General features: G+C 35.0%; 24 protein-coding genes. 8 read left to right on the top strand and 16 right to left on the bottom strand.

The window, feature by feature from the left end:
- Positions 1-229 precede the first annotated feature (229 nt).
- The 5 genes from KHA87_RS00405 to KHA87_RS00385 all read right to left on the bottom strand — a co-directional run bounded on the left by KHA87_RS00405 (position 230) and on the right by KHA87_RS00385 (position 3,967).
- Positions 230-454, bottom strand: a complete 225-nt coding sequence (locus KHA87_RS00405; RefSeq protein WP_213092161.1) for a DUF4288 domain-containing protein — start codon at positions 452-454, stop codon at positions 230-232.
- 77 nt (positions 455-531) lie between these two features.
- Positions 532-861, bottom strand: coding sequence for a hypothetical protein (locus KHA87_RS00400; RefSeq protein WP_249310028.1), 330 nt, complete (start codon positions 859-861; stop codon positions 532-534).
- Between the two features lie 315 nt (positions 862-1,176).
- Positions 1,177-1,971, bottom strand: coding sequence for an SDR family NAD(P)-dependent oxidoreductase (locus KHA87_RS00395; RefSeq protein WP_213092160.1), 795 nt, complete (start codon positions 1,969-1,971; stop codon positions 1,177-1,179).
- A gap of 40 nt (positions 1,972-2,011) precedes the next feature.
- A complete protein-coding gene (locus KHA87_RS00390) occupies positions 2,012-3,025 on the bottom strand; it encodes a helix-turn-helix domain-containing protein (RefSeq protein WP_213092159.1) in 1,014 nt (337 codons plus the stop codon).
- A 468-nt stretch (positions 3,026-3,493) separates the two neighbouring features.
- Positions 3,494-3,967: a GNAT family N-acetyltransferase gene (locus KHA87_RS00385; protein WP_213092158.1), complete on the bottom strand. Its 474-nt coding sequence runs from the start codon at positions 3,965-3,967 to the stop codon at positions 3,494-3,496.
- A 274-nt stretch (positions 3,968-4,241) separates the two neighbouring features.
- Between KHA87_RS00385 and KHA87_RS00380 the strand changes: the two genes are divergently transcribed.
- On the top strand, positions 4,242-4,430 hold the full coding sequence (locus KHA87_RS00380; protein WP_213092157.1) for a hypothetical protein: 189 nt from the start codon (positions 4,242-4,244) through the stop codon (positions 4,428-4,430).
- A gap of 154 nt (positions 4,431-4,584) precedes the next feature.
- Here KHA87_RS00380 and KHA87_RS00375 read toward each other — a convergent pair whose 3' ends face one another.
- The 5 genes from KHA87_RS00375 to KHA87_RS00360 form a co-directional block, all read right to left on the bottom strand.
- The gene (locus KHA87_RS00375; protein WP_213092156.1) at positions 4,585-5,526 is read right to left on the bottom strand and encodes an NAD-dependent epimerase/dehydratase family protein; all 942 of its coding nucleotides are present in this window, start codon (positions 5,524-5,526) and stop codon (positions 4,585-4,587) included.
- 69 nt (positions 5,527-5,595) lie between these two features.
- The gene (locus KHA87_RS00370) at positions 5,596-6,597 is read right to left on the bottom strand and encodes an NAD(P)-dependent alcohol dehydrogenase (RefSeq protein ID WP_213092155.1); all 1,002 of its coding nucleotides are present in this window, start codon (positions 6,595-6,597) and stop codon (positions 5,596-5,598) included.
- Between the two features lie 401 nt (positions 6,598-6,998).
- Complete coding sequence (locus KHA87_RS00365; protein ID WP_213092154.1) at positions 6,999-7,502, bottom strand: GNAT family N-acetyltransferase; 504 nt, start codon at positions 7,500-7,502, stop codon at positions 6,999-7,001.
- Positions 7,503-7,838: 336 nt separating this feature from the next.
- Entirely contained in the window at positions 7,839-8,048 is a 210-nt protein-coding gene (locus KHA87_RS22075) for a hypothetical protein (protein WP_249310027.1), read from the bottom strand.
- Positions 8,049-8,174: 126 nt separating this feature from the next.
- On the bottom strand, positions 8,175-8,552 hold the full coding sequence (locus KHA87_RS00360) for an SET domain-containing protein (RefSeq protein ID WP_213092153.1): 378 nt from the start codon (positions 8,550-8,552) through the stop codon (positions 8,175-8,177).
- A gap of 474 nt (positions 8,553-9,026) precedes the next feature.
- On the opposite strand from KHA87_RS00360, the gene KHA87_RS00355 reads away from it, so the two are divergent.
- Together KHA87_RS00355 and KHA87_RS00350 are read left to right on the top strand one after the other, a co-directional pair.
- Positions 9,027-9,227: a cold-shock protein gene (locus KHA87_RS00355; protein ID WP_213092152.1), complete on the top strand. Its 201-nt coding sequence runs from the start codon at positions 9,027-9,029 to the stop codon at positions 9,225-9,227.
- A gap of 417 nt (positions 9,228-9,644) precedes the next feature.
- Positions 9,645-11,075, top strand: coding sequence for a PQQ-dependent sugar dehydrogenase (locus KHA87_RS00350; protein ID WP_213092151.1), 1,431 nt, complete (start codon positions 9,645-9,647; stop codon positions 11,073-11,075).
- Positions 11,076-11,402: 327 nt separating this feature from the next.
- Here the strand turns inward: KHA87_RS00350 and KHA87_RS00345 are convergent, their stop codons facing one another.
- The 4 genes from KHA87_RS00345 to KHA87_RS00330 form a co-directional block, all read right to left on the bottom strand.
- On the bottom strand, positions 11,403-12,500 hold the full coding sequence (locus KHA87_RS00345) for an alpha/beta fold hydrolase (protein WP_349305542.1): 1,098 nt from the start codon (positions 12,498-12,500) through the stop codon (positions 11,403-11,405).
- Between the two features lie 35 nt (positions 12,501-12,535).
- Complete coding sequence (locus KHA87_RS00340) at positions 12,536-12,862, bottom strand: hypothetical protein (RefSeq protein ID WP_213092150.1); 327 nt, start codon at positions 12,860-12,862, stop codon at positions 12,536-12,538.
- A 19-nt stretch (positions 12,863-12,881) separates the two neighbouring features.
- Positions 12,882-13,658 (bottom strand): glucose 1-dehydrogenase, encoded by a 777-nt coding sequence (locus KHA87_RS00335; protein ID WP_213092149.1) that lies wholly within the window; start codon positions 13,656-13,658, stop codon positions 12,882-12,884.
- Positions 13,659-13,983: 325 nt separating this feature from the next.
- A complete protein-coding gene (locus KHA87_RS00330) occupies positions 13,984-14,442 on the bottom strand; it encodes a spore coat protein (RefSeq protein ID WP_213092148.1) in 459 nt (152 codons plus the stop codon).
- 354 nt (positions 14,443-14,796) lie between these two features.
- Here KHA87_RS00330 and KHA87_RS00325 point away from each other — a divergent pair, with 354 nt between their 5' ends.
- The gene (locus KHA87_RS00325) at positions 14,797-16,539 is read left to right on the top strand and encodes an ABC transporter ATP-binding protein (RefSeq protein ID WP_213092147.1); all 1,743 of its coding nucleotides are present in this window, start codon (positions 14,797-14,799) and stop codon (positions 16,537-16,539) included.
- A 256-nt stretch (positions 16,540-16,795) separates the two neighbouring features.
- On the opposite strand, the gene KHA87_RS00320 is transcribed toward KHA87_RS00325, so the two are convergent.
- Complete coding sequence (locus KHA87_RS00320) at positions 16,796-17,233, bottom strand: YybH family protein (RefSeq protein ID WP_213092146.1); 438 nt, start codon at positions 17,231-17,233, stop codon at positions 16,796-16,798.
- A 746-nt stretch (positions 17,234-17,979) separates the two neighbouring features.
- On the opposite strand from KHA87_RS00320, the gene KHA87_RS00315 reads away from it, so the two are divergent.
- The gene (locus tag KHA87_RS00315; protein WP_213092145.1) at positions 17,980-19,071 is read left to right on the top strand and encodes an Ig-like domain-containing protein; all 1,092 of its coding nucleotides are present in this window, start codon (positions 17,980-17,982) and stop codon (positions 19,069-19,071) included.
- A 316-nt stretch (positions 19,072-19,387) separates the two neighbouring features.
- Here KHA87_RS00315 and KHA87_RS00310 read toward each other — a convergent pair whose 3' ends face one another.
- Positions 19,388-21,211 carry an Ig-like domain-containing protein gene (locus tag KHA87_RS00310; protein WP_213092144.1) on the bottom strand — a complete coding sequence of 608 codons (1,824 nt, stop codon included), beginning with the start codon at positions 21,209-21,211 and terminating at the stop codon, positions 19,388-19,390.
- Between the two features lie 356 nt (positions 21,212-21,567).
- Here KHA87_RS00310 and KHA87_RS00305 point away from each other — a divergent pair, with 356 nt between their 5' ends.
- The 3 genes from KHA87_RS00305 (at position 21,568) to KHA87_RS00295 (ending at position 23,904) form a co-directional block, all read left to right on the top strand.
- Positions 21,568-22,125 (top strand): PadR family transcriptional regulator, encoded by a 558-nt coding sequence (locus KHA87_RS00305; RefSeq protein ID WP_213092143.1) that lies wholly within the window; start codon positions 21,568-21,570, stop codon positions 22,123-22,125.
- Entirely contained in the window at positions 22,125-22,622 is a 498-nt protein-coding gene (locus KHA87_RS00300; protein WP_213092142.1) for a DUF4188 domain-containing protein, read from the top strand. Before KHA87_RS00305 ends, KHA87_RS00300 begins: the two co-directional genes overlap by 1 nt.
- A 253-nt stretch (positions 22,623-22,875) precedes the next feature.
- On the top strand, positions 22,876-23,904 hold the full coding sequence (locus KHA87_RS00295; RefSeq protein WP_213092141.1) for an alpha/beta hydrolase: 1,029 nt from the start codon (positions 22,876-22,878) through the stop codon (positions 23,902-23,904).

The following is a 23,904-nucleotide window of genomic DNA, read 5'->3' as shown; positions in this document are numbered from 1 at the left end:
AAGCTGCTTCATCCCACCCTTTTATCGTGAAAATACTTCTATTTTAGACGTATAATTTCAGGAAAAGGTTACATCAATTATAGAGATACCATAATGAGAGTATGCTATTTTCATGTTACATTCTGTAAGTCTCTTTATTTTTATAAACATTTGCAAAGTGGTTAAATATAGGAGGTTAAATGCAGGAAGGGGGGTGGGAAAATAAATGGTTTGATTTTTGCTTATATAATCATTCTTTTTCTTTTGCCCTCATTTCAGCTATTGAAAATGCATGCTCAAAAGAGTTTGCTTTAACTATAATAATGTTTTCCTCATATTGTTTATCTGTATTGTAATCTTGATCAATCTTTGCTGGGTCAGGTTCTCCTGTTATTAAAAATTCGTATATTAATTTTACTGCGTACCATTCATCTTTAAGTAACCTCCCCCTTTTGTCCAATAAGAACTTCAACAAAAAAGCGTTAATCCCTCTTGGATCAACGCATCTTTTTGTTGAGAAAATAATAATATTTTTTCTTCCTTATTTTTAGCTTAGAATAGATTTTCCTCTTTTAGAAAAGGGATAAAGACTACATAATTTGAACCAATAAAAATAAACCAAAATATTATCGATGTAAGTCTCTGTTTATAAATACTTTCCTTAGATATACACAAACCAACTATCAATGAGAATAAGACGAATAATATATAAGAAACTCCAAACCAATCCACCCATACATTTCCAGTAAATTGAATTCCATTATTCTCGTAAACAGGTCTTAAAATATATACCGTGCAAAGTAAACCGATTGATAAGAATGCAATGACCTCAGTCGATCTAAGTACAACCTTTTTCCATTCATCCATAGAAATCAACTCCATATCGAATACCTCTTATTTATACTTTATTCAACATTTTCAAAGGTATGTCCTAGTTAAATGTGAAACTAGTTAATGTACTAACTGCCCCGTTTTGTACAAAAAGAAAAAGCTGCCTGCGATGACAGCCCCAATGTTAAACTCTTATTTTCTTTAGTTTAAATGCATTACATGCTCAAAGTCGCGAATTAATTAAAAAATTTAGTTTACTTTCTGTTCCCGAAAGCAGCCTTTGGATATTTTCCCTATGCCTGAAAATAACCATACATGCCATGAGACATGCAAATATACTAAAATATATAGTAGCAAATATTAATTTTAATAAATGGTTGGAACCATTCCTCCATCCATACGGATTGGAGATCCCTTAAATGCAGATGCATATGGACTGCATAAGAATGCAGCTAGTCTGCCTATTTCCAGAGGTTTAATAAATCGCTGAATTTCAGATTGAGGTAGATTATTAATCATAAATTGTCTTTCTTTTTCTGAAAAAGAAATGTTATCATTATTGTAAATACCCTCAATAATTTGTTGTACATTTTCTGAAAGCGTAGGTCCAGGCATAATCGTATTGATTGTAACTTCGGTTCCTTTTGTTAATTTAGATAAGCTTTTTGACAATGATAAAAGCATGGATTTTGTCATACAATACTGAGGCATCTGTCCAGAAGGCATTACTGCTTCTTCACTTGCAATAAAGATAATGCGGCCATCATTATTTCCCAACATTTTCGTTAAATAATATTTGGATAATCCATTTGCAGCTAATACGTTAGTACGGAAGTATTTCTCCCATATTTCATCGGTAATATCTTCATATTGCATAATTTCATATATTCCTATGTTGTTCACTAAAATATCGACACTGGGGAATTTTTTAAATAATGCTTCTCTTTGTTGGGCATCAACGATATCAGCTGTAGCATTCTGGGGAGAAGTTGCTGGGAAAGTTGATTTGATTTCCTTTACCGTTCGTTCTACCTCTCCATCATTACGTCCATTTATAATGACATTAACTCCTTCTTTTGCCAGTTCTATAGCAATTGCTTTACCTATTCCTTTTGTGGAGCCTGTTACTAAGGCTGTTTTATTTTTTAATCCCATTTCCATCCTATTACTTCTCCTTTACGTTTCATCATTTAAGACGGTTTCAATTTTTTGAATTTATATTTACATATTCAGCACGCCAATTCAACGGGGTAATACCTTCCCAACCACGAAAGGCTCGATAGAACGAGCTCTGATCTTTATATCCTACAAGAAAAGCAACTTCTTTAATATCTAAATAAGGATTTGACAAGTAATCTCTTGCCAGTTCATGGCGGGCATCTTTCAACAGCTGTTTGAAGCTTGTTTGTTCGTCATTTAGCCGGCGCTGTAGGGTACGTTCGCTCATTCCCAACTCACTTGCTACATTTTGTATTTCTACTAGATCTCCTGTTAAACTGCGTTTTAGTATCCACTTAACTATCTCCGTTATAGAGTGACGACGTTTCTGTTCGTCCAACGTTTGGTCGAGTACGGGAGTTAATATGTCCAGTAATTCAGCATTGTAAGAAACAAATGGGCGATCCAAATCTTCTCTATGCAATGTCAATCTGTTACATTTTGCACCAATTTGGATAGGACAACCAAAGTAATCTTCCATTTCTTGTACTTGATTCATGGTATGTTTAAATTCTACTAAGCTCGCTTTTAAAGGCAAACCCGTACCACGTCTCCCAAGCTCCAGTAAAAATGCAAGCGTAGTTCCAACAAGCAACGGTGGACCAGGTTGATCAGTATCCGACCATTCCACTTCGATGGTACAACTTCCACCTTCCTCCACAATGCGAATATTTTCAGGAGGACACATTTCTTTGTACCGAGCCATTCTATTTAGAGCATCCCGGTAGTCACGAGCATGGTAAGCTGCCAGTACAGACGGTGGATAATGAGATGTTTTAAATACTGTCTGAAGCTTAATTATCGCCGCTTCCATATCACCGATAAGATCGGAATATGTTTGCCATATTGCGAAATATTGCTCAGTAGTAACAACAGATTCAGTGATTACCGTAAGTGGCAATTTCGATTTCCTAACCACATCTTGAGCCGTAACTCCAAGTTGGTACAGTCCTGCCCAAAATCCATCCGGTATTTTAATACGAGTATGTGCAGTCATATATTACACCTCTCATCTATCAGCACATTAACGTTTTTTTAGAAAATAAAACAGATAAGTTTGCTAACGGGACAGTTATTTCATTTTACTTATATAATCCGGTCCTGTAACTAGCATAAAACGACAATACACTAGCAATAGACGTCAAATAATGAATGAGCTTCTAGTATACAGGTAACCTTCAGAGTTTCTTGAATTTGTGCCTTTTTATTATTATTTATTTAAGATTATTTAACAACTAATTCATTTTGTGTCTAAAGTCCATACAACTGCATTAGCTACTCTAACTACAGCCCATTAAAAAAACCACTTTCACCCCTTCACTGATAAATTTTCACCATATAAATTCAATTTTTATTATGCGATCCTGCCCCTTTAGCTCAATAAGCCTTAACATAAAGAAAGAGCACAATTCTTGCTGCAGAATTGCGCCCTATAACGTAATACACACCATATTTTTAGATTTCTTTAATTGAGGGTAAGAATAAACTCCTCCACATCTTTGCCACGTGCATTAGAAAGCCCACTGTCCTCACCAGTAATCATGAATCCACATTTCGCTAGAACCTTAAGAGATCCAGCATTGTCTTTCGCGGCACGAGCATAAAGGGGACGAATTGTAATGTGCTTTAGAAATTCCCGTAAAGCTTTTGTTGCGATTCCTTTTCCCCAATATTCCTTTCCAATCCAATAGCTAACTTCTGGTTCTCCGAACTGCTCGAAACATGAAATATGCCCAACCACATTCTTTTCGACAATAATCGTCTTCTTAATAATTTCCTTATCAGTAAGAATTTTTTTCCAGTGTGTAGTGAAGCCATCCCAATCACTGGGGTCTTTGCTCGTAAAGGCAGCCATATGGTTCGCTTCATGATTCAGTTGATGTCTGAAAAAAATAGGAAGATCATCCTCAATCACATTCCGAAGCATTATATTACACATCAAACTCCCCCTTTGTCATTTATTTTATTTTAACAAACGTATGTTCTTGTTACAATGGATTTTCAGAATACTAAATCCTTTTTATGGACAAAAATAATCTCTAATCAAACCTCTTTTTTTGCCACTAATAATACTTTTCCTTAATCCGTTAAATGGCCCGAATATTGAAAAAAAGCTAATGACGATTGTTCAACTAACCTGCCCGATAGTTAATAAGAAAAGTCGCCTAAATAGTAGCTTGATCTTAACCATTGCCCCCTTTTAAGTAGGATTGGTGAGAGCACTTAATAAGAAAAACATCAATTGGTTTAATCATTCCGCAATTGTTAGAGGAAAAGGAGAAAAGGAAAGAGAAGTCTTTTTTATAATTCGTTGCAATATTTGGCTTAAACGATACATAGAAGGTAGAAATGATCATGGTACAGCTATGTTTGTAACAGAAAGACTTCTTTATCAAATGTAAAGAGCAATTCAGATATATCATAAAACGTATATCAATACGAGCAGGTATTGATAAAGAAATCCATCTCCATTATCATAAAAAAACGGCTGCATATGGTGCAGCCAGATCTATTAATATAAGTAATAGTTTATGTAAAATTAAGATGAGAATATCATTATTCTGGAGCGTTTTCTAATTCCCAGCTGATCGTTTGCTGAATTCCTTCTTCAAAAGGAACAATTTCTTTATATCCAAGCTCAGTACGAATTTTCTTAGAACTGATTACCAAATGTTGTTCTGGATTAAACCCATCCGAAGCGACCCCAGTATCTTCAACAAGAATTTGACCATCCCATTTGTAATGCTCCTTAATGGTTTTTACCCATTCTAATTCAGTAAAGGCAAAATCCTCAGCTACATTATAAATTTGATTTGCAGCCTTAGGATTAACAATTGCAAGTGTAATGGCATAGGCTACATTTTCAACAAATCCGCGTGATGTTCTCCACTTTGCTTCCGTTGAGTGTAAGTTTATTTCGTCGCTAGTTTTCATTGTCTTTAAATACTGGGATAAACGAAATTGACGGTCATTTGGGCCATATATCATAGGCAGTCTCAAGACCGTCGAGGGTACAGGACTTTTCTTCATAAACTGCTGTTCTACCAGGATTTTATCATAGTGATATCGCCAATCATCTTCCTTGGAAACACCTCTATACGGATAAATAACAGCCCGAACAGGAGATTCCTCTGTCAGGTTATCTGTCGTAAAATCACCTTTTTCAATGCCTATCAGTCTGCCATATGCCTGATAAACATCAGCACTGCTTAAAGCGACGAATCTTTTGGTCACATCTGAAAAGAATTCTATGACATCAATCGCATCTTGTTCTATATATGGGAACATATCAACTACTACATCGAAGGAACGATGTTCAATTTGTTGTCTCAGGTCTTTCAAGTTCTTTCGATCTCCGATTATCTCATTCACTGAATCTGGTAATGTACAATTTGTCTGGCCTCGATGAAAAATCGTTACATCATGTTCCAATTCCACTAGTTGTTTCGTCACATAAGGACCTAAAAAACGCGTACCGCCAATTATCAATATATTCATCTTCTCACCTCTAATAATGATTAGTTTAATAAGTGTTTGTAGAAAAGTGTTTAATTCACTTTGGATTAACTAAAAATTATTCAATTTCTTCTCAAATTCCTCATCATCCACACTTATAACTACTTTTCCCTTGGCATGTCCTTTACCAAGATACCCGATAGCTTCATTTACTTGATTTAGCTTATATCGCTTACCAATAACAGGCACTAGTTTACCAGCAACAAATAGGTCTTTTAAAATATCTTGATCATTCTTATTTGGTCTATGAACAAGGATAGCCAAGTTCTTATTTTCTTTTTTGGAAATGAAACGTCCCAGACACAATAATTGTAAGATTAAAGACAGAGTACCTCCGACCATAACATAGGTACCATTTGCATTTAATACACGCTTGTAATCGAAGATGGACCGATTTCCTACAACATCGAGAATTAGATCATAATACTTACCCCTTTTAGTGAAATCTTCTCGAGTGTAATCTACTACATGATCTGCCCCCATTTCTTTCAACATATCCAACTTTACGGGGCTGTCAATACAAGTTACTTCGGCACCATGTAATTTAGCGATTTGCAATGCAAATGTGCCCACACCTCCACCAGCACCGTTAATTAATACTGTTTGACCATCCTTAATCTGGCCTTTATTGCGTAGTCCCTGCAAGGCGAGAACAGCTGCTTGCGGTATGGCCGCCGCTTGATCAAATGTCATACTAACTGGTTTTAAGGACAAGGCTTCTTCATGTACACACACATATTCCGCAAATCCACCCCACCCACACCAGGAAATATCTCCAAATACCTCATCACCTTGAACAAGGTGTTTTACGTTGCTTCCAACCGCTTCCACCCTACCAGATATGTCCGCACCGAGTATTTTGTATTTTGGTTTTAAAAGTCCTCCCATACGTGCCAAGAATGGTTTACCTCTTAGGAGATCCCAGTCCCATGAATTTACGGAAACCGCATGGACTTTTACCAGTACCTCATTAACCTTTGGATAAGGCATTTCTATTTCTTGGAGTTTAAGTACATCTGTCGTTCCATATTTTTCATATATTATAGCCTTCATGACGAATTCTCCTTTAAGAATCACGGGTAACCGGACCTTTTTTTAAAACCTTAATTGAGCATATGAACATGAAGTTTAAAATATATGTCTTATAAAAGATAAATTCTACTTTTTTTATTATTCCTTTTTCCACCGAACTGCTTCGTTAGATTAATAACTTCTACAAAAAAAGCGTTAATCCTTCTTGGATTAACGCTACCCTTTAGTTAGGTATAGTTTTTCACAAACATAATCTATTACCATTATATTTATTACAGGAATCCTGCTAGTTAGCGCCCATTTTTAACCAGCCAGTAAGCTTAATAACTTGAACAAAAAGAACATTCATTTTTCTTCCTATTTTCCCATTTAAAAATAAGTTTTTAGAATGTAATCTTCGCAGTCGAAAGAACCTTATTTATCTAAAGATCACGCACGCTCCAAACAATTTCACCATTCTCGTCCCATATACTATGGTGCCGAATGAAACCAATTTTTTCAAGAACTCGAAAGGAAGCAATATTCCAGGAACGCACAGTAGACCACAGACGTTGTCTTCCAGTGGCAACCACAGCTTCTACTATCGCCGATGCTGCTTCTGTTGCATAGCCATTTCCGTGGACTCTTTGGAACAGTTCATAAGCAATTTCCGGCTCTTCTAAAGTAGAACGACCTATAATTAACCCGCAATATCCAATTACATCTCCCTCCTCTTTGCGTCGGATCGTGAGTAAACTTATACCAGTTTCCAGTGCTTTATCGCGAAGACTGATAACCTTTTTGTGAGCAACATCAATAGTTGGCTTGGCAACACCCCGCTCCCCAACAAGTTTCCTATACCAGGATGCATCTGATTCCTGCCACATACTCATATAGAGCCGTTCCGTTATTATTTCAAAATTCATTGAGGGGAAGTTATTTGTCATTTTACGCCCTCCTTTTCAAGTCATTATATTCTCAAGAAAATATTTTATTTTACTTATAAATAGAGAATTAAATTTCTGTTATAAAAACAAGCTTCAATATTAGCAATGAAAAAACGTATATTATCATACTAATCATTGCGCTCAGCTAATGATTCTTCTATTGGAACTATTTGTATAGGGGAGTTTTTAGCATGAAGTTTGATTTCCTCCCCATCTCTCAGAGCAGTGGCACTATATCAAAAAAATTACCTTACTGCTAACAAGACAATAGAAGTAAGGTAATTTTAATGATTTATTTAATTCAGGCAAACGCAATATTGAATGGAGGATATATATTTAGCGTGACGCTTTTGGAGGTTGGCACACGTCACATTTACGCTGGTGATTATTTTTAAATTTCGTAAATGTTCTTTCAAAATTACTACCACATGCACATTTAAATAGTAACTTTTGAGAAAAACCATGAAATTCTGTTGTTAACAACTTACTTTCCGAATTGTTCTCAACAAATTCTTTAATTTTATCGATTGTCCATCGTTTATTCATTCTCTTACACCTCTATATTCTTTCAGTTAACGGAGGCTTTTTTTGCATCCGTTCCGTTATGAGTAAAAGGCTTCATTACCCAAGGTTTCACATTTTAGCATAACCTGGAACACAATTAAACAGATTTTAATCCTGATCAAACCATAGTGGATCTTTGTCATCCACATCCCCATTATAATTGATAAGAATCTCTTCCCCTGCTTTTATATCTTTGTAAGCATAAAAGTCAAATGTGTGATTGTCAAAATTAATCTCATAAGTCGCATTTGGTTCATAGGAATGGTTAAACAACATTCCATAACCAAGAAGGATTGCCGAATGATTAATCCCATACTCAAAAGCGTAATCAGCTAGTAAGGTTTGTTCAATATATTGATGTTGATCGTTTGGATATGAGATGACAGGTGCTTCATGTATAAGCTCGCCTTTTTTGATATCACATGTAGCAAATACCCCTCTATTGAATTCTCCATCACTTAGTGGAGATTTTTTTACCTCAATCATGTGGTTCACCTACTCACTCTAAAAATTTTCTTCCTAACTATAACATTAAACGAAATAAAGTGCTCTTTTTATTCTGAAAAGAGACTCTCCTGTTAACTTACCCTTAATCTAAGATGAGTACCCTATTTGATTAGTTTTAGTCATTTTACTCATTTATTAACCAACCTACTGCAATAATTAAAATCATAACATTATCACCATAGATTAGACTACACGGTATTTCCTTTTTCACTAACCTGCCCCCCGTTAGAAGTAAAAAAAATTTGCGCTTTAATTATCCTATCTAACCTAAAGCACCAATTCGTTGCAAATAAAAAGTAATTTATTTGCAAACTTATTTTTTTATGTTATAATACAATAGAATTATTTTTGTTCCGTGTAAAGGATAGTATAAGTGTCGACTTTTCGTCTTGATGATCACTGTGGGCAAGGATAGTAACACATTGTGTGGTTACACACTAGGAGGCAACAAAAATGGAACAAGGTACAGTTAAATGGTTTAATTCAGAAAAAGGCTTCGGCTTTATCGAACGTGAAAATGGAACAGATGTATTCGTACACTTTTCAGCTATCCAAAGTGAAGGTTACAAATCTTTAGACGAAGGTCAAAAAGTAACATTTGACGTAGAAAAAGGTCCTCGTGGGGATCAAGCAGCTAACGTTCAAAAAGCTTAATCTAAATAAAATCATGTACACAGGCCCTATTAATAGGGCCTGTTTTTATATGTGTTTCTGGATTAAGATTTTTTAAAAATACTACTCAACGAGCAAGTTGGGAGTTTTACAATAGAATTAGTCTGTAATTATTTTATATTGCCGTTTTTTCCATATTATTTAATAATTTCTTTACCATAAACTTTACCTCTTAATGAATGATCAACCTACAGATAATCAATATGTAAAATGGTACCTATATATCGTTCCATTAATTCCCCCAACAATTTTCCCATTATGATTTCTAAGTATATGACTCACCTTTATGGATGGTTGTTTTACTTCATCAGGAAGTTACCCTACCCCAATTTGATACTAATAGAACAGTTCTAGTCATATTCTTATAAAAGAAAATAATAAGAAGGGGCGAGAAAATAGTTGATAAAAGTTAATGTTAGTCTAAGGCCCATTGTTAATAAGATCAATTTACCCACTGTTTTGAAAACGGCAATACTTCCAGGTGATTCCATTGAAAGATTATTTATTGCAACCCAGGTAGGAGAGATCTTTTACATAGGAAATGGGGGTATAAGGACTTTTTTAGACATTCGCCACCGAATCATAAAACTAGGTACTTCCGAACCAGGTGTTTCAACTGGCGGATATGATGAACGTGGATTGCTAGGGCTAGCATTTCATCCACAATTTTATTATAACGGCCTATTTTATCTTCATTATTCGGTAGCTGGAACACAAGGTCCAGGGGCTCTTTCTGAACACTTTAGGCCAAACCCTTGTGATCCCAGTACTTTAAATCTAAGGTGGGTAAATAGAGATACACGGTATGATCATATTGATACAGTGGAAGAATGGATTCTCCAATCAAATGGTCAACCTCAAAAACGACGGACATTACTTAATTTAAGAAGACCATTTTTTAATCATAATGGTGTCAATAGTTTAAACTTTTCACCAGAAACAGGAAAATTAGTTTTAACTATTGGAGATGGTGGAGCAGGCTATGATCCATTTAATTTAAGTCAGGATGATATGGAGATATTCGGTAAAATAATCGAAATGGATGTAGTAAAGAATACGTTTATCCATAATCCACCCGTCGTCACACGCTTTAACGAGCTGCCAGTGCCTATTCAGGAAACTCTTACGGTAATAGCTAAAGGAGTTCGCAATGTTCCAGGAATATCATTTCAAAGGTTTGGTAATCAGTATATCAAATATGTGGGGAATGTCGGACAGGATTTGGTAGAGTCGATTTTTTCATTTGTACATTATAAACCTATACCTGTTACTCACCTAATTCAAGCTTCCTTAAGAAAAACTGCTCCAGACCAAGAAGGTTTTATTAACTTTGGCTGGCGGGGATGGGAAGGTGCTTTTCCTACTTCGTTTGTCAGGGCCTGTCCTACGAATTCCACTTCTGACGAGAAAATAATTGCTTACTACAATGAAGCAGTACAAACTTCAGTGAGGCGTCTACAGCCTTTAACAAGTTATTTTCATACAGAGCCCAGACCCGACAAGTTTGGGGGAACTGCACTTACAGGAGTGCAAGCCTATATGGGTAATGGAATCCCAAATTTAACGGGAAGCGTTGTGTTTACCGATTTTGCCCGAAAAGAAGAATCTAGGCCTCCGGTTAAAGGGGTTTTAGCCTATACCAGGGTAAGAACAGATGGTAAACTAAATGATTTTAGTGTTATTGAAACCGATTATGATTTTGGGTCTCAACCCGCATATTATGTTAGTTTGGGTACAAATTTGGATCAAACCAGACTATATTTAGGGGTGTATGGTTCTATGAAAGTGACAGATTTTAACCAAGGTACAGTGATGGAAATTGTTCCATGATTTATAAAGTTATACATACCCCCTTTGAATTTATTTCTTCCATCTAACTAATCAAAAAAACTCCAATCCGCTCATGGGAATGGAGAGTAGAGAGAAGAACATCTTATCGTTGTTGTTGATGGATGAAAAAATCGAGATAAACTATGCCAGCAAACCCTAAATAATCGATATACGGTTCCATATTGCTCCACTTACTTGAATAAAGTAAATACATAAAATTCTCTCCTATCTTTGGTTATTTTCCTTCTTGAGAGATTTAACCCCTTTATTCACTGATATTAGTATGGGTGAGTTTGGTTGATTGTGGTAATATTCCAGTTACCATTATCAAAGTGGATCTGAACGTTGAGGCAACCATTCTTCCAGATAATCTGGAAGTTTGTTCCCTTTTGCTATTAAATGAGTGTGACCGCCTTGAAGAAGTTTATACGTTTTATCCTGACTGGAAACGAGATCTATAATAGGCATGCTTTGTTCCTTAGGGACCAAGTGATCTAAATTAGAGGAAACAACGAGAAGATTAGCCTTAATATCGCTAAGATGAACCTTTTGCCCCCGTATGATTAGCCCCCCTTTGATCAACTTATTTTCCTTTACAAAATCATTGATTAATTGTTTCATTGCAGCCCCGGCAAACGGAATATGTTCTATTGTCCACTTATTAAAAAGTCTCCATCTAAGTACATAGTTTGGATCATCAGATCGATTTAATAACGATAGGTAATGGCTTAAATATACAGGTGATGTAAGTAGTCTTACCCCAAACTTTACAAATTCCGCTGGGACGATTCCATAAGCATCAATAAAATCATCTACATTTATATAACCCTCTCTTAATGCTTCAAGCCATTGGTCATAGGAAGGGAAATGCTGAAAATCAATAGGTGCCACCATTAAAATTAAATTTTCTACCGGTTCATTAGATATTGCCGTATATACCGTTGCAAGAGTTCCTCCAAGGCAATAACCAACAATACTTATTTTTTCAGCATTAGAATGATGAAGTGCCCTATTTACTCCTCGCTGGATATAATCTACTATATAATGATCGACAGTGATATCACTATCTTCATTTCCAGGAATCCCAAAGTCTAATAGATAAACATCGAAGCCACTTTTTACAAATGATTGGATAACACTCTCATTAGGTAATAAATCTAATATAAATGGTTGGTTAACTAGGGAATAGATTAAAAATAATGGCTTTTTATATTTCTTCTGTGAGGCAGGATAGTACCATAATGTAGCCTTGTTTTTCTTCCAGATTGCCTCCCTTGGAGTATGTTGTTGCATTACTTCATTGTCTGTCCAATGGCTGAAAAAGCCTTTCCACCTTAAAAATTCTTTTGTTACATTTATATTTGCCATTACTAAATCAGTTGTCCCCGCTTTCAAGCTATTTGGATGATCATCCTTTTTATCCACGATTACTCCATCTCCTTCATAAAAAACAAGTAGTGCTACCCATTTTTTAAATCATCCACTTTTTTCTGAAGTAAAAGTACCTGATCTTCCACCTTATCTACTTTTTCTTCCACTTGTAACACCAATTTACCTATACTTGTAACATCATTTTTCGAAGGTATATTTAAATGACAGAGCAAATGGCCCATTTTATTTTGAACGCATTTCATTAAATGAACATAATACTTGCCGGCAATGTTTGTTCCTTCCACTAATTTCTTGTGATTAATCTGATCCTTTATCCAATTATTCACTTCTTGTTCCACTTTAAAGCCAGCTAGTTTTATAGCCTTATAGAGTTCCACTTGTTCGTTATGCTCCACTTTTCTTCCTCCTTTCAAACTAGACTAAACTACTTATACCACCATCAATTACTAAAACATGTCCTATCATATAATCTGATGCTTTTGAGGCTAAGAAGACCGTAGCTCCATGTAAGTCTTCCACCTTTCCAAATCTTCTTGACGGTATTTGATTTAGAATAAATGAGCTAGCTTTATCTAATACCTTTTGACTTATTTTAGTAGGAAAAAATCCTGGTGCGATAGCATTAACTTGAATATTATGACGTGCTAATTTGATGGCCAGATCTTTTGTGAATGTCATAACGGCACCTTTACTAGTATTGTAAGCTATCGTATCTAATAATTCTGGTTGTGTGCCGCCAAATCCAGTAACAGATGATATATTAATAATTTTTCCGCTACCTTGCTTTATCATTTCCTTTGCTACAGCCTGACTAAAAAGAAATACTCCCTTTACATTCACATCCATGACTTTGTCCCATTTGTCTTCAGGCAATTCTAAAGCAGGTCCAATCCACGATGTTCCACTATTATTAATTAAAATATCTATGCTTCCAAACTCTTGGATCGTTTCCCTGACTACATTTTCAATTTCTTTTTGGTTAGTAACGTCGCATTTAAAAGCTAGAGAACCTACACCACATTTTTTTAACTCGTTAGCGACTAATTGGCACGCTTCTAAATCTCTTGAACATACAACCACATTTGCACCAGCAGCAGCAAGTGCACTGGCCATTTCTGCACCTAAACCCTTTCCTCCGCCTGTAACAATAGCTGTTTTACCAGATAGATTAAACAGATCATTTATTCCCACATACATCAACTCCTTATGCAAATAAATACAAGAATGCTTAAAACACCGAATCTTTCCACCATTTCCGTTATGATTTAAATTCTTAATATTATAGTAAAGTTCAATGAAAGAGGTGCAATAAATGATATTTCTGCCTTAAGCATATTTTTAGCAGCATCAGAATATTGACTAGACAAATGAATGTGGATATAGAGACCACTCAATAGCAGCTTCATATGGTTGCAAAGAATAAAAAAGCAATCATGATTACCATAACTGCTTTTTTCCATATCATTATTCTATTAATATAGGTGTGCAATCTCACTTCGACTTGTTACATTCAAAGTTAACTAGACTTTTCAATCTTTAAGAGTAACTGTGCTAAAAGATTAATTGCCGCCTGCACAACTACTTCTACCTGTACTTCCGTTTGTGTAACTTTAATACCTTTTGAGTTTTCAATAACTATAGTTTGATACTGCTTTTGAGCTGCTTCTAAATTTTCCGCTACCTTTTGTAACTGTCTAACATCCTTGTCTTCACTGCCCAATACAACGATAGAGGCTTCAAGAGTTGCCTGTAGAGCTGCTTGAATGAGTAGTAATCCTTGTATCTCCGTTTGTGTAACCTGAATATTGTGCGAATCGCGTATATATAATCCCTGTGATTCTTTTTGCTTGGAATCCATTTCTTTTAAAACTTGGCTGTCTTTGTCCCTGTCTTTGTTTCTCTCTTTGTCTCTGTCTCTATATTTGTCTTTGTCTCTGTCCCTACTTCTGTATTTTTCTTTGTAGTGTTCCGACATTTTCATCTCTCCTTACCAATCCATTTCCTTTTAGGATATGCATAGGATGGATATGGTATTGGACAAAACCATCAGCATAAATGCGGAAATTGACCATCTCTTCTCAATAAAATTTTATGATATATGTCCTCATGTCTAGTTCAAGCGTTCGTTAGTATATCGATAATCTTTCTCAAACTATCCGTTTACAATTTTCTGAAAATAAAATACACTTTATGTATCTAATACAAGGAGGTAATTTACATGAGAAAAATGACAAAAAATTCCGTATTAACATATAAGGGAGCATTGTCTTAAATGTAATCCGTGTCCCCCTTATATGTGTTCCAATAAAACACAAAAAAGGGGTAAAAAATGAGTTTTCCAATAAAAAAATTTTTTTCATATTATAAACCATATTTAGGGTTATATCTTTTGGTGTTGGCATGTGCCTTTATTGCTTCAACTGTTGATTTGGTTTTCCCGTTACTCGTCAGGTTTATTACGAAAGATGTTCTAGAAGGAGACCTAACGACTGTTCTAAATAAAGTATATTGGATTGGCGGGCTAATGCTTTTATTAGTCGCTATCAAGAATATTGGTAACTTCTTTGTGGACTATAAGGGGCATGAAGTTGGTGCTCGTATGGAAAGTGATTTGCGCAAGGATCTTTTTGCTCACATGCAAAAGCTTTCCTTTAGCTTCTACGATAAGGAAAAAACCGGTCAGCTCATGTCAAGATTAACAAACGATCTTTTGCTTCTTTCTGAGTTGTATCATCACGGTCCCGAGGACTACCTTAAATATCTGGTTCGGTTAATCGGAGCATTTATCATTTTGTTTTTAATAAATGCACCCTTAACAATCGCAGTATTTTGTTTTTTACCATTCTTGGTTATCTTCGGATTGTATTTTAATAAGATATTGAACAAAGCTTATACAAGAAACAAAGAGCGAATTGCAGACATAAACGGGCAAGTGGAAGATAGTCTATCGGGAATTCGAGTAGTAAAATCCTTTGCCAACGAGCATTTGGAGATTAAGAAGTTTAATATTGAAAATAATCGTTTCCTCGATAGCAGAAAGAAAACGTATAAGGCAGAAGCATACTTTTATAATTGTTTTGAAACCATTATCCAATTGATTACGATCACCGTGATTATCTTTGGAAGTGCCAGTATCGCTAATTACAAGCTTGATTTAGCGGATTTGATTACTTTTTTATTGTATATCGGTTTTTTAATTGAACCAATTCAAAAGCTCATCCATATGAGCACTCAGTTTCAAGAAGGAATCACAGGCTTCCAGCGTTTTATGGAAATCATGAATAGGAAACCGGCTATCGAAAATAAACGTAATGCTATAACTCTGAAAGAGGTACACGGTGAAATTGAGTTCAGGGAAGTTTCCTTTCGTTACGGAGAGCAATCGAATAATATCTTGGTAAAATTATCTCTTCATGTAGAAGCTGGGGAGTACATTGCATTAGTTGGTCCGTCTGGAGCAGGAAAAACCACTTTATGTTCGCTTATCCCCCGCTTTTATGATGTTTCCGATGGGGAAGTATTACTAGATGGGATAGACGTTCGTGATATCGATCTTCAATTATTAAGAAGCAAGATAGGTATTGTCCAGCAAGATGTTTATATTTTTGCTGGGACGGTAATGGAAAATATCCGCTACGGGAATCCAAATGCAAGTGATGAAGAAGTTTTCGCTGCTTCAAAGCAAGCAAATGCACATGAATTTATCATGAACTTGCCGAAGGGATATCAATCCGAACTCGGGCAACGAGGTGTCAGGCTATCTGGAGGTCAGAAGCAACGACTCAGTATTGCTCGTGCATTTTTAAAGAATCCACCCATTCTCATATTAGATGAGGCGACGAGTGCATTGGATAACGAGAGTGAAAGTATTATCAAACAATCACTGGAATCATTAGCAAAAGGGCGTACCACCATCGTTATTGCCCATCGGCTGTCCACAATCCGCAATGCTGAGAGAATTATCGTATTAACAGATGAGGGTATTGTTGAACAAGGTACACACGAGGATTTACTTAAAAATAATGGAGCGTATGCACACTTGTATTCTAAGCAGTATGAATTACAAGTGTAAGTTCTTTAACACAATACGGACCAATCCTTAACGAAAGGAGTGGTCTGCTTTTTATTCGCTTTAATAATACCAAACAAACTAGTTTCATAGTCGATTATCTAATGTCACAAATATTCCATTTACTTTAATAAGAAGAACCGCCCTAAATGACAGCTTGAACTTAAACTATTGCCCCCGCTTATTGAAGAAAAAGGGATATTCTATTTAGAATACCCCTATAATTTAAGGAATGATTAATTTTAGTTAATTCTGATTATTACTTTAAGTTAAAAATACCTTTTCCAGTTTCCATACTGATTGGCAATGATGAATGTTGATGTATTATTTTCCAAGAATTTTTTTCCTTTTTTAATCCAAATGTAAATCTGTTAGTAATCTGGCGGAGTTTCTCTCCAGACCCATTGTAAGCTATTAAAGACATATTACTATATATGAAGGCAAGTCCTACATTTTCTTCAACAACTAAATCATTCAACTCTACTTTGAGTTGAACACCTTCCTCTTTCAAGTGGTTGAACCAACCATTCACAGCTTCCTTCCACTTCGAAATACCTTTATACTCCCAGTCTTCCCAACAATCATAAACTTGAATGTTAGTTGCGTATGCTGATACAAACTTCTCAACATCCTGTTCATAAACAGCTAACTTATAATTTTCTATAACATCATGAACCTTTTTAAATCCATCATTCATACTCTAACCTCCATAATTCTCTGATAATTAAAATAATTAGGTAATATATAGTAGAGTTTAACATAATGCTGTAGCGAGTTTCCATATTCTTTCTTGTTTTCCAAACTTTTATTAATCAATACTGCTTCTTTAGTACAATCAACAAAGTTTGGAAAATTCCCATCTTGTAAAAGTATACTTCCCCTTAAGATTAAATTGGTCTAAATCCTACCATTTTAAATGATTGATTTCTTTGCAGCTTTTTACTCTCGACATCCACTCCATATTTCCTGCAAATATTTCTGAGCATTTAAAATTGATTTGTTCGGTCAGTTTACTAAGGATACACTCAATAAATCCTAGGTAATCTTGTATAGAAATATCTGTTCCCTAACTTCAAGTGTTTGATGTCAGTATGTAAAATGTAGTATTCACGTGAAAGGTCTGCTAAATGCCTAAAAGACCCAACAAACTGATTAACCATCACATTTTTGTCCCCCCTCATTTTTTTTGAATATTAAGCTATTCAATCGAATGTAATACAGGGGTGATTTACCACTAGATTATTAATTGCTTAGTCCAATTAGTCCTTAATCGATTCCTTCCCAAAAATGTTCTAAAAGACCTATACACACATATTTTGATAAGGAAACATTCGTTGTTCGAAGTGGAAAAAGATTTATTAAACTACCAAAAAAGTTATTTATCCCTTCGGATAACATACAGCAAATTGAAATATTTTTTTAAAAAAGGAGGAAGTGACCTAAATGAAAATGAAAAATGCAATAAAGGTTTTTGTGTTTTTTTTAATCATGTCAAACCTTATTGGATTATCTGTTCAAGCAAGTACAGGGGACCGGCAAACGCCGTACTCTGCGTTTAAAAAACACAAAATAACCTATCAGTACGCTTCGTTTTATCCAAAGAGAACGATGGAGTTGCAGCTGAAAGAAATTTATAATGGAGAGGAAGCTAATCGAATTATTCATAATGAATACAAGGATAATCCTCAGCCGAAAAATGATGAAGAGTGGATTTTAATGAAATTTCATATAAAATATGTTTCCGGACCTGAGGAATCACTTCCAATGGGTGACTTCATTTCTAGTTATACGGATCAAAATTTCTTCACACCAGACGGAAAGCAAATTAGAAACCTTGGGCCGGCTCCTTTATTTTTTGGTGAATTTATTGGCTATGATGAATTCTCAGTAAATTTATACCCAGGGGGTGAATCAGACGTCATTTATCCCCTTCTCGTCAAAAAATCAGTTGGTGGATATCCCTGGTTACGAATTAAAACAAACTCAAACAATAATGCTGATTCCTATGCTTGGTTTAACACAAATCCAAAATATGTGGAGCCTATTGATGCAACGAGCGTTAAATTGAATAAAACAAACACTCGTTTAGGTGCCGGAACCTCCGAAAAACTCACTGCCGTCATTCAACCGGAAAACACCACTAACAAAAAAATAACTTGGGCAAGCAGCAATAGTTCTATTGCCAAGGTCAAAACCGATGGAACCGTCATCGCTTTAAAAGCGGGTAGTACAATAATTACAGCGAAAACTTCCAATGGTAAGCTTGCAACTTGCAGTGTAACGGTTGTTCCTGTTTTAAAAGTTGTTTCAAGCACCGGAAAATCTGTTGTTAATAATGCGGTAGTAAATAAAAATATTACCGTTAAAATAACCAATAATAAATTAAAGTCAAAGGCTGTAACAAAGAATGGAAGAAAAATTACTTGGCCATCTTCCAACACCTTTACGAAAGACGGGAAATACAAAATAACAGTGAAGGATGGCTATGGAAAAACATACACATTTAGTTTCACGATTGATAAAAAACACCATTAGTTCCTACCGTAAATAAAATTACAAGTAAATCCACAAACGTACTGGTTCAACCAAAAAATGGTGCAAAGGAAGCAGATATCTTGCCAAAGAAATTGCAAAAAATAAAGAAACGAACCAAATAATAATAAAGACATTACTGAATGGTACGTCACCAAAAATATTAATCATTAAAGTGCAGTAATATTATGAACGGTGTCGGGCATCATTTGATAATTCAATTGGTGCCTGACACCGTTTACTTTTAATATAGATCATCTTCATAAAAAGAAAGAGCATACTGTAACTGCCCTTTCAAAAGTATAGTTAATAAAATTAATTACCTAGATACTGTTATAATTTTCGTAGCACTAATTACCCCTTTTTTATCCTTTGCATTCACATATATTTTCGTTCCAATTCGTTGCTTCTGAATTGTCACTTTGTAATTACCCTTCACGTTTGCTTTAGCTGTAAATGTTTTTGTTCCGACTTTTACGGTGACTATGGCTTTTGGCTCTGTTTTTCCCGCCACTATAGTTGATTTATTATTTACAGCATTGACTGTAGGCATATTAGGTGCAACTCTTATTACTTTTGTACTCTTTACGCTACTGACATTTTCCTTACTATCACTTGCTGTGACTGAAACTGTTGTTCCTGTATTTTGGACTGGAATGGTCACTTTGTAATTACCAAGTACATCTACTTTAGCTTTATATACTTTTGTTCCGATTTTTACGGTGATGATTGCTTTTGGTTCTGCTTCCCCCATCACCAAAGTTGATTTATTATTTACAGAGTTGACTCTTGGCCTATTCGGCGCAACTCTGATTACTGTTGCAGTCTTTACGGCACTGACATTTCCTTCACTATCTTTTGCTGAAATGGAAATGGTTGCTCCCGTATTTTGGACTGGAATAGTCACTTTGTAAATCCCCATTCCATCCGCTTTTGCTGTGTATGCTTTTGTTCCGATTTTTACAGTGGCAATTAACGCTGGCTCTGTTTTTCCAGTCACTAAAGTTGATTTATTATTTATTGGGTTGACAGTGGGAACAGTTATAAATTTTTTGACGGTGATTATTGTTGAATTGCTTTTATTAAACCAATCATCTGTGGCCGTAACGTATAATTTACTACCAGCGTTTTGTGGTTTTATATTAACTCTAAAATCCCCATTCTGTCCGGCTTTCGTTTCTCCAACAAGATCATTATTTTCGTTTACTACCCTAATAACAGAAAGTTTTTCAGCGTTACCAGTGATATACTCACTTTTGTCAGTAACATCATACACAACCGGTTTTTCTGGCGGGACAAGTTTTATATATGGTGTATTTTTGTCTGGTGATAGTAAATATGGTTTGTAATTGATATAAGAACCAGAACTAGGGTCGATATTTTTATCATAAATCATTTTTTTGATCGCTGTTTCGTCTGTTGCTCCCCAATAGTTATTGATTGCTGTCATTTTTGCGGTTGGGGAATCAGCAGGTAAAACTAAAGCATAACCTCCATTATTCTTTAAAAAAGAATTATAGGCAACAATGGTTTCAGAACTATCGGTAGTTACCACGTTGGAAACGGCATAGTCTGTATAATTGTAAAATACATTATTTAATATATTTACCTTGGCATCAAGATATGTTCTAACACTTATTCCAGAAGAATTAATAAAGACATTTCTTTCGATAAAAACATCTTTTGTCGGATAAAAAAGTGTTAAGGGATTTGGTAAATTGAAGATCCTTGAATCTTTTAAAATCAAATTTGTGATAAGCCCCCAACTTTTATTACCACTTTTGATATCAGTATTTTCAAGGTGGATAGAAGCCGAAAGTGGATCGTGTTTTGGAAGGTTAAAAATCACATCGTTTAATATAATTTTTAAATTAGGGTTCCCGACCGCTTCAAAATCCCCGTCCACTACAATACGCCAATTATTCCCTTCAATCGTTACACCAGGTTCTACCGTTAATTTAGCACCCTTACTAACTTGAATATCTCCTGTTAAATAATATGGAGATCCTGCCCTCGTCCATGTAGTATTCTGATAAATAGTTCCACTAACATTTGTCCCTGTATTTGCATTAGCAGGGATATACCCTTGAAAACACGTAAATATTAATATAAAAAGGAATATTGTCTTCCATAACCTAACCATATACTCTCCTCCCCAGCTCTAAAGGCTTTATTCTCTCAATTTTATTTATGCCATCATTCTGCACTCTAGACGTTTAAACTTTTCAAAAAAAATTCATTCGTAGGAATTTAGGGTGTATAAATGTATTTTTGTTCGCGCTCCTCTTCTTATAACTTTTACACAAGCAAAAGAGGTTCTTCTTTATAGACAGAACATGTATCTTCTAATTCCTAACTGTAATTCGAACAAATGTTGACTTATCTCTTATCCTCAAAAAATCAGTTTTTTATTTATTCAGAAAAATGCATTGCATTTACCATATACATCCACTATTATATATCTAAAAGATATATATCTTTTAGATAGGTGTGAGTACATTGAAAAATTATAATGATGCAACATATGCAATATTAGGAATTTTAACTACTGAATGTAAATCTGGTTATTCCATTAAACAGTTCATTGATCAAAGCTTAAATCATTTTTGGAAAATCAGTTATGGGCAAATCTATCCCACTTTAAAATTAATCGTTCAAGATGAATTAGCAGAAGTTCGTCTTTCATCTAAAACAGGATCGCCTGATAAAAAGGAATACTATCTTACCTCAAGAGGAATTGAAACACTAAAAAATTGGTTGGAGCATCCAATCGAACAATTACCAACGGAGCGAAATGAATTTTTACTTAAATTATTTTTTGGTCGCTTTCAAACTTTAGAAAGTAAGATATCACTTCTACAGAACTATAAGCAAAAACTGGAAAGACGTTATCAAACTTATCAAACTATTGAAATGGCTATTAGCAATCACAACGATGACATGGAGGATTCAATATATTGGTTGCTTACATTAGATTATGGAAAACGAACGACAAAGGCTGCAATGGAATGGTGCGAGTTTACTCTTGATAAACTTTCTGTGAAGGAGGATTTGTGATGACCAATCAGATTTATACTGGGCGTTATACGAATGAAAATACAGAGGATATTGTCGTTTTCATCATTGGAATGAGAATTAACAAGCGACTCGCAATTCATAAGTGGTTACCAGTATTTAACGCCATGCCTGGAATGATTAAGGAGCTATATAACAACAAAGAGGAACTGGGATTTTTATCAATGGAGAATTATTTTGGATTTAGAACAACTGCCATGATCCAATATTGGCGTTCAACCGAAGACCTGCTTGCCTATGCTAAAAATGAAAAACATTTAACTGCTTGGAAAAAGTTCAACCAAAAAGTTGGTAACAATAATGCAGTTGGAATTTATCATGAAACTTATCAAATAAGTAAAGGAAATTATGAATCTATTTACGTAAACATGCCTCATTATGGCTTAGGAAAGGCATTGAACCATATCCCTGTTCCTTTAGGAAAAAATTCCGCTCGAAAACGACTTAAACCACAATACTTTAATTTTCTTCGTTTTTAAAAGCACCTAATATTAAAATTTCACACAACGGTTTCTAATTTATTGATTACTTCTGACATTTAATTTGCACCCCACTTTATATAAATATTTAAACTCATCTTTCATGCTTTTAAAGATAGATGTAAATAACGAGTTATAAGAAAATAACATTTGACAGATAACGAACGTTAGCTTAATATTCATTTTAGCTAACGTTCGTTATCTTTTTTAATGCGAATTTTATATCCAACTAAACTGATGAGGTGATTTTCTAATGAAATTTTTTAATAAAGCAGATTTTAATATTTCTGAGCAAGGAATCAACTCCATTGAAAAGATTATAATCGGAGGTATTCAACAGAACATCCTGATACAAACGGAAAAACCAGGAAGTCCCGTCCTCCTTTTTATTCATGGTGGCCCTAGTATGCCTGTTCCTGGCGTATCGAATCGGGGCACTGATTATGCATTGGTAATGACTACGAAAGAGCTAATCAAACATTTTACGGTTGTTTTTTGGGATCAACGTGGGACAGGCAAATCATTTTCTAAAAATATTCCGAAAGAAACTATGAACTTGAAACAATACATCAGCGACGCCAAAGATGTAACGGACTATTTAAAGGAACGGTTCAAGCAAAACAAAATACATCTGGTTGCCCATTCTTGGGGGAGCGTAATTGCCTTAAACCTCGCCTATCAATTTCCAGAAAGGTACTATTCCTATACAGGATTTTCGCAAATTACTAACTGGGTTGAAAATGATAAATTAAGTTACAAGTGGCTACTGGAACAGGCCAAAAAGACAAATAATCAAAAGGCTTTACGAGAACTCTCAGTCGTAGGAGAACCACCGTATACGAAAGACTTTAAACAGTGGTCGGTAATTCGGAAATGGCAGTTTAAAAATAATACTATGTTTTATGACGCAGGAGATAAAAAATCCGCAACATTCTTTTCTGGCCTCAAAATCATGCTTAATTCACCGGATTATTCTCTAAAAGACATTTATAATTCACTTGTACGTGGCTTCAAGCTTTCGTATACAGAAGGCTTGTTGCATGATATTAATACGTTTGATTTTTTTACAGAGGTTCCAACATTACAAATACCTGTTATGTTTATTCACGGGAGCAAAGAAAAGCATGTTTTGCCTGAACTTATCACCCGCTATTACGAAAAACTTGATGCTCCAAAAGGAAAAACATTATATTGGTCTGATAAATCTTCACATGTCTTTCATCTTAATGATGCAAGAGAGAATGAGCAAAGACTTATTCAATATTTACAAGGAGTGCAATAA

This window comes from Bacillus sp. FJAT-49736 (assembly GCF_018343615.1).
Classification (GTDB): Bacteria; Bacillota; Bacilli; order Bacillales; family Bacillaceae_C; genus Margalitia.
This window is presented reverse-complemented; position numbering and strand designations above follow the sequence as displayed.

Bases quoted from the DNA above. Each gene is read 5' to 3' on its own strand.
- KHA87_RS00400 (WP_249310028.1), bottom strand. From the start codon at position 861: ATGGAGTTGATTTCTATGGATGAATGGAAAAAGGTTGTACTTAGATCG.
- KHA87_RS00395 (WP_213092160.1), bottom strand. From the start codon at position 1,971: ATGGAAATGGGATTAAAAAATAAAACAGCCTTAGTAACAGGCTCCACA.
- KHA87_RS00390 (WP_213092159.1), bottom strand. From the start codon at position 3,025: ATGACTGCACATACTCGTATTAAAATACCGGATGGATTTTGGGCAGGA.
- KHA87_RS00385 (WP_213092158.1), bottom strand. From the start codon at position 3,967: ATGTGTAATATAATGCTTCGGAATGTGATTGAGGATGATCTTCCTATT.
- KHA87_RS00375 (WP_213092156.1), bottom strand. From the start codon at position 5,526: ATGAATATATTGATAATTGGCGGTACGCGTTTTTTAGGTCCTTATGTG.
- KHA87_RS00370 (WP_213092155.1), bottom strand. From the start codon at position 6,597: ATGAAGGCTATAATATATGAAAAATATGGAACGACAGATGTACTTAAA.
- KHA87_RS00365 (WP_213092154.1), bottom strand. From the start codon at position 7,502: ATGACAAATAACTTCCCCTCAATGAATTTTGAAATAATAACGGAACGG.
- KHA87_RS22075 (WP_249310027.1), bottom strand. From the start codon at position 8,048: ATGAATAAACGATGGACAATCGATAAAATTAAAGAATTTGTTGAGAAC.
- KHA87_RS00360 (WP_213092153.1), bottom strand. From the start codon at position 8,552: ATGATTGAGGTAAAAAAATCTCCACTAAGTGATGGAGAATTCAATAGA.
- KHA87_RS00355 (WP_213092152.1), top strand. From the start codon at position 9,027: ATGGAACAAGGTACAGTTAAATGGTTTAATTCAGAAAAAGGCTTCGGC.
- KHA87_RS00330 (WP_213092148.1), bottom strand. From the start codon at position 14,442: ATGTCGGAACACTACAAAGAAAAATACAGAAGTAGGGACAGAGACAAA.
- KHA87_RS00325 (WP_213092147.1), top strand. From the start codon at position 14,797: ATGAGTTTTCCAATAAAAAAATTTTTTTCATATTATAAACCATATTTA.
- KHA87_RS00320 (WP_213092146.1), bottom strand. From the start codon at position 17,233: ATGAATGATGGATTTAAAAAGGTTCATGATGTTATAGAAAATTATAAG.
- KHA87_RS00315 (WP_213092145.1), top strand. From the start codon at position 17,980: ATGAAAATGAAAAATGCAATAAAGGTTTTTGTGTTTTTTTTAATCATG.
- KHA87_RS00310 (WP_213092144.1), bottom strand. From the start codon at position 21,211: ATGGTTAGGTTATGGAAGACAATATTCCTTTTTATATTAATATTTACG.
- KHA87_RS00300 (WP_213092142.1), top strand. From the start codon at position 22,125: ATGACCAATCAGATTTATACTGGGCGTTATACGAATGAAAATACAGAG.
- KHA87_RS00295 (WP_213092141.1), top strand. From the start codon at position 22,876: ATGAAATTTTTTAATAAAGCAGATTTTAATATTTCTGAGCAAGGAATC.